General features: G+C 34.3%; 11 protein-coding genes. 8 read left to right on the top strand and 3 right to left on the bottom strand.

All coding sequences use genetic code 11. From position 1 onward, the window contains the following. Positions 1-14: 14 nt before the first annotated feature. Entirely contained in the window at positions 15-2471 is a 2457-nt protein-coding gene (gene pheT, locus QMO11_RS10315) for a phenylalanine--tRNA ligase subunit beta (protein ID WP_282037165.1), read from the bottom strand. Between the two features lie 291 nt (positions 2472-2762). Here pheT and surE point away from each other — a divergent pair, with 291 nt between their 5' ends. The 8 genes from surE to QMO11_RS10355 all read left to right on the top strand — a co-directional run bounded on the left by surE (position 2763) and on the right by QMO11_RS10355 (position 10448). Continuing rightward, positions 2763-3533, top strand: coding sequence for a 5'/3'-nucleotidase SurE (surE, locus tag QMO11_RS10320; RefSeq protein ID WP_282037166.1), 771 nt, complete (start codon positions 2763-2765; stop codon positions 3531-3533). Then, entirely contained in the window at positions 3523-3819 is a 297-nt protein-coding gene (locus QMO11_RS10325; protein ID WP_075601656.1) for a hypothetical protein, read from the top strand. The genes surE and QMO11_RS10325 overlap by 11 nt, the downstream gene beginning before the upstream one ends. Before the next feature lie 48 nt (positions 3820-3867). Beyond that, positions 3868-5001: a lipid-A-disaccharide synthase gene (lpxB, locus tag QMO11_RS10330; RefSeq protein WP_282037167.1), complete on the top strand. Its 1134-nt coding sequence runs from the start codon at positions 3868-3870 to the stop codon at positions 4999-5001. Between the two features lie 2 nt (positions 5002-5003). Then, positions 5004-5735 carry a gliding motility-associated ABC transporter permease subunit GldF gene (gene gldF, locus QMO11_RS10335; RefSeq protein WP_282037168.1) on the top strand — a complete coding sequence of 244 codons (732 nt, stop codon included), beginning with the start codon at positions 5004-5006 and terminating at the stop codon, positions 5733-5735. Positions 5736-5756: 21 nt separating this feature from the next. Beyond that, positions 5757-7451, top strand: a complete 1695-nt coding sequence (gene gldG / locus QMO11_RS10340; RefSeq protein ID WP_282037171.1) for a gliding motility-associated ABC transporter substrate-binding protein GldG — start codon at positions 5757-5759, stop codon at positions 7449-7451. A gap of 6 nt (positions 7452-7457) precedes the next feature. Then, positions 7458-8375 (top strand): hypothetical protein, encoded by a 918-nt coding sequence (locus QMO11_RS10345; protein WP_282037172.1) that lies wholly within the window; start codon positions 7458-7460, stop codon positions 8373-8375. 190 nt (positions 8376-8565) lie between these two features. Further along, positions 8566-9690, top strand: a complete 1125-nt coding sequence (dnaN, locus tag QMO11_RS10350) for a DNA polymerase III subunit beta (RefSeq protein ID WP_075601661.1) — start codon at positions 8566-8568, stop codon at positions 9688-9690. Between the two features lie 152 nt (positions 9691-9842). Next, the gene (locus QMO11_RS10355; protein ID WP_282037173.1) at positions 9843-10448 is read left to right on the top strand and encodes a hypothetical protein; all 606 of its coding nucleotides are present in this window, start codon (positions 9843-9845) and stop codon (positions 10446-10448) included. A 125-nt stretch (positions 10449-10573) separates the two neighbouring features. On the opposite strand, the gene menB is transcribed toward QMO11_RS10355, so the two are convergent. Further along, entirely contained in the window at positions 10574-11395 is an 822-nt protein-coding gene (gene menB / locus QMO11_RS10360; RefSeq protein WP_075601663.1) for a 1,4-dihydroxy-2-naphthoyl-CoA synthase, read from the bottom strand. 15 nt (positions 11396-11410) lie between these two features. Further along, positions 11411-13108 (bottom strand): 2-succinyl-5-enolpyruvyl-6-hydroxy-3-cyclohexene-1-carboxylic-acid synthase, encoded by a 1698-nt coding sequence (menD, locus tag QMO11_RS10365; RefSeq protein WP_282037174.1) that lies wholly within the window; start codon positions 13106-13108, stop codon positions 11411-11413. Between the last annotated feature and the right edge of the window lie 146 nt (positions 13109-13254).

A 13254-nucleotide genomic window follows, 5' to 3' on the forward strand; every position in this document is an offset into this window, starting at 1 on the left:
ATGTTATTTTTTGATTATCCTCTTAATTGAGCGTTTACTTCACGCTCTAGGTTTTTAATCATGCTATTCATAATCTTATCGATTTGTTTATCGGTAAGGGTTTTGTTTTCATCTTGTAGAATGAAGTTAACGGCATATGATTTTTTATCGGCAGGTAAATTTTTGCCTTCGTAAATATCAAATAGAGATACTTTCTTTAAAAGCTTCTTTTCAGTTTTTTGCATTACAGCTTTAATCTCGCCAAAATTAACTGACTTATCAATTAGTAATGCTAAATCTCTACTAACCTCTGGGAACTTAGGGATATCAGTAAATAATACATTCTGACGGCCAGCTATTTTTAATAAGTTATCCCAGTTAAATTCTGCAAAATAAACCGCTTCTTTAACCTCAAGCGACTGAGCAACTTTTGAACTTACTAAACCAAAATCAACTAAACTAATTTTGTTTTTAGTGCTAATATTAATGCCCTCTGCAAATAAATCATTGTTAGCATCTTGCTCGCTTAATTGAGCTTCGCCAATATTTAATCGCTCTAATATATTGTTTACAACACCTCTAATATCAGCAAATGATACTTTGCGTTCTTGGCTATTCCAACTTGCCGGAATCATATTTCCTGTTAAGAAAATACCTAAATGTTGTTCTTCTCTAAACTTCTCTAACGAACCTTTTTCGCCTTCCGGATTTAAGTAATAACAATTACCGAATTCGAATAATTTAAGATCGCCTTTTCTGCGGTTGATATTGTGTTTTGCCGACTCTAAGCCACCCATTAAAAGTGTTTGGCGCATTCCGCCTAAATCTGAACTCAATGGGTTGAATAATGCTACCACATTCTTTTCAGGATAGGTTTCTGACTCAGCGTACAAACTTGGTTTTGTAAGTGAGTTATTCATAATTTCGTTAAATCCTAACGAAACCAATTGGTTGGCAATAGTATTTACTACTTTGTGGTTATCTGGCTTATCAGAGTATACTAAAGTTGAGTGAACGGCTTGTGGAATCTCAATATTATTGTATCCGTAAATACGAAGTATATCTTCAATAACATCAACATCACGTTGTACATCTACTCTATAAGGAGGAATAGAAAGCAAAACAGCTTCTTCATCTTCCTTGATAATATCCATATCTAAAGCAGCAAAAATGCTTTTGATTTTTTCTTCACCTAATTTCTTTCCTATTAAGCGGTCAATGTTTTTCCATTTTACCTCAACCTCAAAGTTTTTAATAGGTTCAGGATAAATATCTGTAATTTTAGATGAGATAGTACCACCAGCAACTTCTTGTATTAATAATGCTGCACGCTTTAAAGCGTAAATTGTGATGTTAGGATCGATACCACGCTCAAAACGGAAAGAAGCATCTGTACTTAAAGTATGGCGTTTAGCTGTTTTACGAACATAAACAGGATTAAAGTATGCACTCTCTAAAAATATTTTAGTTGTTGATTCTTTAACACCACTTTTTTCGCCGCCAAAAACACCAGCAATACACATTCCTTCTTCTGCATTGCAAATCATCAAATCATTATCTGATAATTCTCTTTCAATACCATCAAGAGTTGTGAATTTTGTTTTATCGTTTAAGGTTTTAACTACAACCTTATCGCCTTTAATTTCAGCACCATCAAAGGCATGTAAAGGCTGACCTAATTCGTGTAGTACAAAGTTGGTAACATCAACCACATTGTTAATGGGCGTTAAGCCAATAACTGATAATTTGTTTTTTAACCAGTCAGGTGATTCTTTTACTTTAACCCCACTAATTGTAAGTCCTGCATAACGAGGGCAAGCAGCTGTGTTTTCAACGCTAACCTCAACTGGGTAATCAGTATTTTCAACTTTAAAATCGTCAACAGATGGCCATTTTACTTCAGCTACTTCGTTGTTCGATTTTAAGTACGCTGCTAAATCACGAGCAGTACCAATATGAGAAGCTGCATCAACACGGTTTGGTGTTAAATCAACTTCAATAATAATATCAGACTCAACATTAAAGAAATCTTTAGCTAAAGTACCTGACGAAACTTCTTCTGGCAGTTCCATGATACCGCCATCAGCAGCACCAACACCAATTTCGTCGGCTCCACAAAGCATACCTTGTGATAATTCGCCTCTAATTTTCGATTTTTTAATAACAAAGCTTTCATCACCGCTATAAAGAGTAGTACCCACAGTTGCAACAACCACAGTTAAGCCGGCTCTTACGTTTGGTGCTCCACAAACTATTTCTAAAGTTTCGTTGGTACCAATGTTAACGGTTGTTTTACTAAGTTTATCAGCGTTTGGATGTTTCTCGCAAGTAAGAACTTTACCAATAACTAAACCTTCTAATCCGCCTTTTATAGATTGAACCTCTTCGATTCCACCTACTTCAAGACCGATGTCTGTAAGGATTTTTGAAACCTTATTGGTTTCAATGTTAATGTCTAAATAGTTCTTTAACCAGTTGTACGAAATTAGCATTTGTATATTTTTTGGTTCCTAGTAATTACAAAAGGAACTTTGTTTTACTTTATTATTTTATGAGAAAAGTATTATTGCTCATTTTTGGGAGAACAAAAGTAACTATTTTGAAGTCAACTTCCTTAATAGAAGATTGAATTTTATCTTTAAAGTTAAATTTTTTATAAAAGCGAATAGGATATGTAAATATTGTAGCACGTGTTGTATATTTGAAAACTGAAAAAATAGTGTTTAAATAATAATGTTTAACTATTATTTTCTAAGCTTTTATTACACACTTCTTATTTAATTATGAGCAATAAAAAACCAGTTATTTTAGTTAGTAATGATGATGGCATTAATGCCAAAGGTATTAATGAATTAGTAGATGCAGTTAAGGAGTTTGGGAAGGTTTTTGTTGTATCTGCTGATAAATCTTTTTCAGGAATGTCGCATGCCATCACAGTAAATGAACCTCTTAAAATAAAAGATTTAGGAGTTAGAGATGATGTTCATTATTACCAAACTAATGGTACACCAGTTGATTGCGTGAAATTGGCAATTCATTATCAGTTGGCTGAGAAGCCTGACTATGTTGTTTCTGGTATTAATCATGGAACAAATAGCTCAGCAAGTGTTCACTATTCAGGAACTCTCGGAGCTGCTCGTGAAGGGTGTATGAATGGAATTCCTTCTATTGGTTTTTCTTTATGTAGTTATGATGCCGATGCTGATTTTTCAGAAAGTAAACGAGTTGTTAAATCTGTATTGTCAAGTGTAATAAAAACGGGTTTACCTAAGGGAACATACTTGAATGTAAATATTCCGGATTCGGATAAACTTGATGGCATTAAAAAGGCAAGGATGGCTAAAGGAAAGTGGGAAGAAGAATTTGTTGAAGGCCAGGATCCACGAGGAAGGAAGTATTATTGGTTAAGTGGGCAATTTAAAAACGAAGAGCCAGAAGCAAAAGATACAGACGAATTTTTCTTAAATAATAATATGGCTTCTGTAGTTCCCTGCCATATTGATGTAACCGACTATTCTACACTAAATAATACAAATCTATTTTATGAACTGTAAGTGCAATAAATTATATATAGGACTATTAATAGGCTTAATATTACCAATAATTACAACATATCTAATATTTTACTTCCGTTTTGGAGATAATATGGAATACGGTGAATTTATGAGTCAATTAACCCAGGCGCATGGTTTAACAAAGTTGTTAAGTCTTAGTGTCCTTCCTAACCTTTTGTTTTTTTTATTAGCCATTAAATTAGAGCGATTACTAGCAGCAAGAGGAATTGTAACAGCAACTTTGTTGTATGCAATTGCAGTAATAGTTTTACGCTTTGCATTATAACCCATACACCTACCTATAGTACCGTAGATAATTAGATTAATTGAAATAATGAGATATTATATAATAGCAGGAGAAGCTTCAGGAGATTTACATGGTTCAAACCTAGTGAAAGGACTAAAGAATGAAGATCCGGAGTGCGAGTTTCGTTTCTGGGGAGGTGATTTAATGCAAGCTGAAGGAGGTGAGATGGCAATGCATTATTCTAAAACTGCTTTTATGGGAATAAAAGAGGTACTAAGTAATTTAGATAAAATAAAAGCCAACCTTCGTTATTGTAAATCAGATATTGAAGCTTACAATCCTGATGTTTTAATACTTATTGATTATCCAGGTTTTAATTTACGTATTGCCGAGTTTGCCCATAAAATGGGTTTAAAAGTATTTTATTACATCTCGCCAAAAATATGGGCTTGGAATACAGGAAGAGTAAGTAAAATTAAAAAATATGTGGACAGGATGTACACCATTCTTCCATTTGAAACTGAGTTTTATAAAAAGCATAATGTACCAATTAACTATGTTGGTAACCCTGTTCTTGATGCCATTGATACTCGACCTAATAAAGCAGAAACGGTTGGTGAGTTTACAAAGCGAAATGGTTTGAGTAATAAACCTATGGTAGCTTTGTTGGCGGGTTCGCGTAAGCAAGAATTGAACTACATTCTGCCAACAATGCTAAGTGTTGTAGAGTCTTTTCCTGAGTATCAATTTGTAATTGCTGGCGCACCTTCGTTTTCGGCAGAGCATTATCAAGAATTTGTAAAAGGGAAAGATGTTAGTATAATATTTGACCAAACATATGAATTGGTGCAGCACTCGCAAGCTGCCTTAGTAACTTCAGGAACAGCAACCTTAGAAACCGCACTTTTAGATTGTCCACAGGTAGTATGTTATAAAATGTGGGGAGGTAAATGGTTTTATGCTTTTATCAAGAAGTTTATCCTGAAAATACCGTTTGTATCCTTAGTAAACCTAGTACTAAACAAGGAAGGTGTTAAAGAGTTGATTCAGGATGAGTATACTACCGAATCTGTTACAGCAGAACTTAAAGATTTGTTACATAATCAGGATTACAGAATAAAGATGTTTATCAGTTATAACGATTTACATACAATTATGGGAAGACCAGGAAGTAGTGCTAAAGCAGCAAAACTAATGGTTCAAGAATTGAAGAATAACTAATTATGTGGAGTTTATACAAAAAAGAAATTATTTCGTTTTTTAGTTCCTTAACAGGCTATTTGGTTGTTGGTGTTTTTCTAATGTTAAGTGGATTGTTTCTGTGGGTTGTTCCAGGAGAATTAAATATTTTATTTAGCGAGTATGCTAGTCTCGATTCTCTGTTTTACCTAGCGCCTTGGTTGTACTTGTTTCTTGTGCCTGCTGTTACCATGCGTCTTTTTGCCGATGAGAAAAGAATAGGAACAATGGAGTTGTTATTTACTCGTCCGTTAACTGAAATGCAAATAGTTTTGGCAAAATACTTGGCCGGTTTAACTCTAATTATTGTGAGTTTATTACCCACTTTAATTTACTACTTTAGTGTGTATCAATTGGGTAGTACAGTTGGAAATATTGATACAGGCGGAACAAATGGTTCTTATATAGGATTGTTGTTTTTGGCTTCAATTTATGTTGCCATCGGTGTATTTAGTTCAAGTCTTACTGATAATCAGGTGGTCGCATTTGTAACTTCCGTAATACTATGTTTTGTATTTTACTTTGGTTTTGATGCACTTTCTGATGTTGTATCTAGCAATCAGTTACGATCTATAGTTTTAAATTGGGGTATCGATTCTCATTATCAATCCATAAGTAGAGGAGTAATTGACTCTAGAGATATAATCTATTTCCTTAGTGTTATTGGTGTCTTTTTGTTTGCATCAAAAACTGTTTTGTTAAGTCGAAAGTGGTAATTAAAAAATGCAATAGTTCAGATGCTTAAAAGTAAAAAAACACAACATATATCTCAATTAATTCTAGTTATTGGAGCTGCTATTGTTATTAATATGATAGCAATCAATTGGTTTTTTCGAGTTGATTTAACTAGCGAGAAGCGTTACACCCTTGCTGATAATACAAAATATTTTCTCGAAGATTTAGAGGAGGTTGTTTATGTAAAAGTTTACCTGCATGGAGATTTAAATGTTGGGTTTAAGAATTTATCACGCGCAACTAATGAGTTGTTAGATGAATTCAGAGTTTATGCTGGGAGTAATATCGAGTATAGCTTTATCGATCCAATGGAAGGATCAAAGAAGGAACAAAAGGAGCGCCTAAGCGAGATGGAAAGTTTAGGGATGGCTCCTCAACAAGTTTTTGAAGCAGGCGAAGATGGGCGAAATACGCGCACCTTGGTTTATCCTTTTGCAGTAGTGTACTATAATGGAAAACAGTTGCCGATAAATTTATTAGAAAATGTTCAAGGCTTCTCGGGTTCTGAAAACTTAAATAAATCACTAGAAACCTTAGAATATAAATTTGTAGATGCTTTTCGAAGAATTACGAGTGATGAGAAAATGCGTATTGCATTTTTAGAAGGTCACGATGAGTTGGACGAATTGGATGTGTTGGATATTACCGACCAGTTATCCCAAAATTATGAAGTTGATAGAGGTGTTTTGGGTGATGATCCAAACATATTAAGTCCGTATAAAGCAGTTATTATCGCTAAGCCCCAAGAGAGATTTTCAGAGTCAGATAAGTATATCCTTGATCAGTACTTAATGAATGGCGGACGCATAATGTGGTTGGTTGATGCAGTGAATATAACTGTTGATAGTTTGCGTAAGTCTGGTGAGGCTGTTGGTATATTGAGCGATATAAATATTAGCGATCAACTTTTTAAATATGGGGTTCGCATTAATCCTGTTATTGTTCAAGATATACAAGCAGGTATGATTCCTGTTTCAATTGCAAAACCCGGGCAACAACCAAGTATAGTACCTGCTCCGTGGCTTTACAGTCCTTTGTTAATACCGCAACCCAACCATTCCATAACACGAAATTTAAATGTAGTAACATCCGAATTTGTTAGTACTATTGATACTGTAAATAACGATTTAGATCTAGAAAGAAGTGTTTTGTTACGTAGTTCGCGTTACTCAAAGGTTGATCAAGTTCCGGTGTATATTACTCTAGCTTTGGTAAATCAGAAACCTGATAGGAGAGAGTTTACACAATCTTTTTTGCCAACTGCAATCGCGCAAAAAGGAGTATTTAAATCAATTTTTGAGAATCGTTTAAAGCCAAATAATATTAATTCTGATGTGCCGATTTTAACATCTAGTAAGCCAACAAAAATGATAGTTGTAGCTGATGGCGATATCATTAAAAATAAAGTACGCTTTAAGGGGACAAACCCCAAAGTGTTGCCTCTAGGTTTTGATGAAATGACCAATACCACCTTTGGTAATAAGGACTTTATTGTTAATGCCGTTAATTATCTTTGCGATGATGAAGGTTGGATGAACCTGCGTAGCAGAAGTTATACTTTACGAATGCTCGATAAAAGCAAAGTTTCTGAGCAATCATTCTATTGGAAGTTGTTTAATTTAATAGCTCCTATTTTCTTTCTTGCAATAATAGCCTCCTTAGTGTTCTATTATCGCAAGATTAACTATAAAAAATAAGCCAATATGCGCACTAAAATATTAGTTGCCTTTGTAATACTTGTAGGTTTGGTTCTTTTCTTTATGTTTAGGTCTAATTCAGGCACAATGAAAAAGGCTTTAGATCTTAAGGCTGATAAGGTGAATAGTTGGACGGATATTTTTATTGTATCTGGTGACGATTCGCTCCAAATTTCAAAACAAGGGGAGTTGTGGTCGTTAAATGATGGTTTAGAGGTTTCTAAACTTAAGGTAGATATGTTAAAAGACTACTTATCTAACCTATCTGTGCGATACCCCTTAACCGGACCCAAAGGCGAAACTGTAAAAAATAGTATTAAGCAAGTTGGAACTCGGATAACTGCAAAATCAGAAGGGAATGAAACTTATGAAGTCTTTTTGCAGCAAGATCATAATATATTATACGCTTATCGTAATAAGGCCAAATATCCTAATGTATTGTACGGTTCAGCTGAAGCTGATTATATATTCTCGAATGACCTCGTAAATCCAATGTTTTGGAGAAATAAAACTTTGTTTTCACTTCAGAAGGAATCCATTGAAAACGTAAATATGGTTTGGGCCAATGACGATGATTCATTTGTAATCAGTCAAGAGGATGAAGAGATAATTGTAAAAAGTAATATTAGCGAGGTTCTAGATAATGATATAGCCAAGTTTTACTTGTATGAGTTTAAGCACCTCGAACTGTCTCGTCGGATTTCTAAAGTAGATACTTGCATGGGGCAAAAGTTATGTGATTTATCAATAAGAGAAAAATCAGGTAAAAATCATAAGATACAGTTTTATCAGTTTCTTCAATCAGGTGAGGTTTCAAAAAGTGAACTGCTGGTTAATGTATCTGAATCTAAAGAATGGGGAGTTGTTTCTTTTATACAAGTAGATCCAATTTTACGAAAAGCCTCATTTTTTATTAAAAAGTAGCTATCAAATTCTCGACTTTACTTTTTTTGACCGGATGTTGAAAAATTGTAATAACTAGCTCAAAATAGGCTTGCTAAACTCAAAGAATTCTCTTATAATTACCAATGCTTATTAAAATTTCACCTGCTTTTTAAGTCTTTGATTTTTAACGAGCAGACAAGTAGTAATCAGTAAAATAAAAATTCATATAATGAAATTTGTTGTTTCAAGTTCCGAACTTCTTTATCACTTACAAGCCGTAAGTCGTGTTGTTAGCAATAAAAGTTCAATTCCTATTTTAGAAAATATTTTATTCGAATTAGCAGGGGATAAACTAACCATTACGGCTTCTGATTTAGAGTCTACAATGGTAACATCAATGTCTCTTGATAATAGCGAAGGTGAAGGTTTAGTGGCATTGCCAGCTAAAATATTGCTTGAAACGCTTAAAAAATTCCCAGAGCAACCCATAAGTTTTGATATTAACAACGATTCATTAGCTGTTGATATTCTTACGGATAGAGGTAAGTATAGTGTTGTTGGATTAAGTGGAGATGAGTTTCCTGAGATTCCAGAAGTGGATAAAGATAAATCATCGAATTTATTATTGCCAGCATCAGTTTTATTAGCAGGTATTAATAAAACTTTGTTTGCCACTGCTGACGATGAATTACGACCAGTGATGAATGGTATTTTAATGGAGATGTCTCCAGAGAATTTAACATTTGTAGCGAGTGATTCTCATAAATTAGTTCGTTATCAGCGTATGGACGCGACAACTGAGTTTAGTTCTTCATTTATTTTACCTAAAAAGCCAGCTTCATTTTTAAAGAGTGTTTTGGTAAAAGAAGATGGTGATGTAACAATTGAGTTTGATGATAAAAATGCATTCTTCGTTATGGAGAATCATCGTTTAGTTTGCCGTTTGGTAGAAGGTAATTATCCAAGTTATAATGCTGTAATACCTCAAGATAATCCGAATAAAATTATTGTTAATCGCCAGGAGGTTGTAAATACTTTGGGTAGAGTTTCTCTATTTTCAAATCAAGCTAGCAACTTAGTGAAGTTATCCATTACTGGAGATAAGATGATGGTATCTGCGCAGGATATTGATTTTTCTATATCGGCTTATGAGAACTTAAGTTGTCAGTATAGTGGTGATGCAATAGAAATTGGTTTTAAATCAGCTTTTTTAGCTGAATTATTAGATAATATTTCGTCAGAAGAGATTGTAATGGAGTTAGCAGATCCAGCAAGAGCAGGGATCTTTTTACCTTTAGAAAATGATGGGCCAGAGGATGAGCTAATGCTTTTAATGCCTATGATGATAAATTAAAATATATAAGTCAATATATAAAAAAAGGGAAGCGAAGGCTTCCCTTTTTTTATTCTAACAGTTTGGCTATATTCAAACCATAAAATAGTGAACAATATAATTAAGTTCATGTTTCCTAAACTGAATAAACAACTAATTAAAGAAAAAGAATTATGGAGAAGTCATATAGTTTAGAAAACCCGTGGGGGTTCTCTTTTAGAGGAGTATTTTTAATAATACTAGGTGTGTTTGCATTAACCAATAAGCCAAATACATTCGAGCCTTTAATGTTGATATTATCAATGTTGTACCTGTTTTCTTCTTTTATGACAATTGCAGGTATGTTTGTTTTGAAGAAAGAGCCAGTTACAATTTTCAGTTTGTTGCGTTTGTTTCAAAATGTGGCATCGTTTGTTCTAATGGCTGTTGGGTTTTTAGCTTATTATAATAGTGCTGTCACATTAGATGCTGCAAGGGAGTATGCAATTACGCTTATATTAATATCTTTTTTGATATCCTTAATTAGGATAATTGTTGATTTAATATATAATATAAAGCAGAACCCTCATTACGCATTAATTTTAATAATAGAATGTGTATTAATGTCGCTTTTAGTAATGTCATTTTATCAGGTTTATACTGAGTTGGGGAATCTTGTTATAACAGGAGATGCTGAGCATATTATACACAACCTTACGGTTTTTGGTAGTATCGGTATTGCTTTCGGAATTATAGAAATTGTATTAAATAGACTAATTGTCGTTTTAAAAATAAAGTAATTTATTAGATGCTTTTATCTTGAGGTTTTTTGCTTTAGGAAATCGCTATTTCATTGATACAAAAAGAGCTTGTCACTTAATAAAGTTGACAAGCTCTTTTTATATATAAGTTTGCTTTTCTTTTGTTATGGGAACTTTGGGAACTGTTTAAAGTCAGGATCACGTTTCTCAAGAAATGCATGTTTTCCTTCCTGTGCTTCCTCCATTAGGTAATACATTAAAGTTGCATCACCAGCCATTTCCATAATACCATGTTGTCCATCTAGTTCAGCATTTAAGCCTCTTTTAATCATGCGTAATGCCAATGGACTGCGTTTCATTATTGTTCTGCACCATTCAACAGTTGTATCTTCTAGATCTTCTAAAGGTACCACTTTGTTAACCATACCCATTGTTTCTGCTTCTGCAGCAGTATATTGTTCGCATAAGAACCAAATTTCACGGGCTTTCTTCTGCCCTACGTGGCTAGCCAAATAAGATGAGCCAAAGCCGGCATCAAAACTTCCTACTTTAGGACCAGTTTGCCCGAAGCGAGCATTGTCAGATGCAATGGTAAGGTCGCATACAACATGTAATACATGCCCTCCGCCTATAGCGTATCCGTTTACCATAGCTATAACAGGCTTAGGTAACGATTTAATCTTTTTATGTAAATCCAATACATTCAATCGAGGTACGCCATGTTCGTCAATATAGCCACCAACACCTTTAACCTTTTGGTCGCCACCAGAACAAAATGCTTTATCTCCAATTCCGGTAAGCACAACTACGCTAATGTCTTGGCGTTCACGACAAACCTCAATGGCTTCTAATAATTGCATAATTGTTTCCGGACGAAAAGCATTGTATACTTCAGGCCTGTTGATTGTTAGTTTGGCAATGCCTTCGAAGAATTCGAATTTTATATCGGAATACTCCTTTATAGATTCCCAGTTATATTTACTCATATCGTGTGTTTTATATTATCTATTGTTACTAAAATTCTTAAAGTAATTACGAAGTATCTTACCGTTAATATCTCCAGGTGTAAAAACCTCAAGTAATGAAGCTTTGGTGTTGTTATTTACGAAGTTATTATAAGTATCTTCTAGTTCCTCAAGTGATGATGCGCTAAAATAATCTAATCCATAGGTATAAGCAAGATGTTCTGCTTTATATTGGTGTTTGGCTTCGAAGAATTGCTCCAATTCTGGTGAATCTGATGGCCCAGGAATGAATCTGAAAATTCCACCACCACCATTATTGATAACAATTACTTTAAAGTTCTTTTTCAAATACGAATTCCATAAACCATTTGAATCATACATAAAACTAAGATCTCCCGTAATAAGGATAGTTGGGTTCTCAGAGTTAATAGATGCTCCAACAGCAGTACTTACGCTACCGTCAATACCACTAGTGCCTCTATTGGCAAAAGAGTGAACTTTAATATCGTTTTGGAACAGCTGCGCGTAACGAACAGGAGTGCTGTTGGCCAATTGTAATTGAGATTCTTCTGGCAAATGGGTAAAGATGTGATTTAGTGCTTTTAAATCACTCCACTTTGTTTGCTCAATAAACTGCTCGTGTAAAGCTTGATTTTTTAACGAGCGCTTTTGCCAAATGTCTTTAAATCTCCCGGTTTCAACCTTTAAGTGCGATGCTACTTGAGAGAAAAACTCATAAGCATCCATTTTTACTGTTAGGCTTAAACGTTGAAAAGTATCAATAACCTTATCGGATTGAGAAATGTGCCAATGCTCTTTTGGAGGATTGTTTCGTAAGAATTCTTTTATTTTTTTACTAACAATTTGTCCGCCCAATGAGATTAATAAGCTTGGTTTAAATAAAGCAGCTTCATCTTCGTCAATAGAGAACATTTGCCTATCGATACAAGTGATGAAATTATTGCAAAATTGATTTGTTGTTGTTTCGGTTAAGAATACTGTATTTGATAGTTGGCCTAAGTGACTAAGCACTTGGCTCATTTTTTCACAAGGAGCTAAAACTCCTGCTACAATCATTACGGATTCTGCTTTATTCCATTTTGTGGCTAATTCTTGTATTTGATCTACGCTTAAAGTCTGTTCCGGAATTAACTGTTCAATTGGTCGCGATACTCTTTTTTCAGCGGCAGTTCTTCCGTATAAAGGTTCGCGTAAAGGAATATTAATATGCACAGGGGCAGGCACGGGATGCATGGTGTTATTCAGTGCTTCGGATATTGACCTGTTGGCGTACCATGCATCATCATCATGAGCAATCTTTACAGGCAGGTCAATACTATGCTTAATGTAATTGCTAAAAATGTTACTTTGATCGATTGTTTGACCATCGGCTTGACCTACCCATTCTTTTGGTCTATCAGCTGTGAGAACAACTAGAGGAATCTCTTGATAATATGCTTCAGCAATTGCTGGTGCATAATTTAAAGCTGCAGTTCCGCTGGTGCATATTATGGCAACCGGGCGGCGCAGTTGTTGAGCCATGCCAAGAGCTACGAAGGCTGCGCTTCGTTCATCAACTATAGTGAAACATTCAATGTTTTCAATAGCGTTAAATGCTATTATTAATGGAGCATTTCTTGATCCTGGAGAGATTACAACCTCGCGGATTCCTTTTTTTATACATTGTTGTACAAGTAATTGTACGACAGATTTGTCTGATGTGGTTTTACTCACTTAAATCTTTTTAGTTTATAAAATGCTTAACATCAATCCTTATGGGTTTATAAAATATCCATATGAATTGATGAGGTTTGAGCCGTGTAAAGATAGGAGAATATAGTATTATCAAAAAATGTAATAGAATAATCTTTGGCCTATAT

Origin of the sequence: Saccharicrinis aurantiacus (assembly GCF_947489045.1) — a bacterium.
Taxonomy (GTDB): domain Bacteria; phylum Bacteroidota; class Bacteroidia; order Bacteroidales; family Marinilabiliaceae; genus Saccharicrinis; species Saccharicrinis aurantiacus.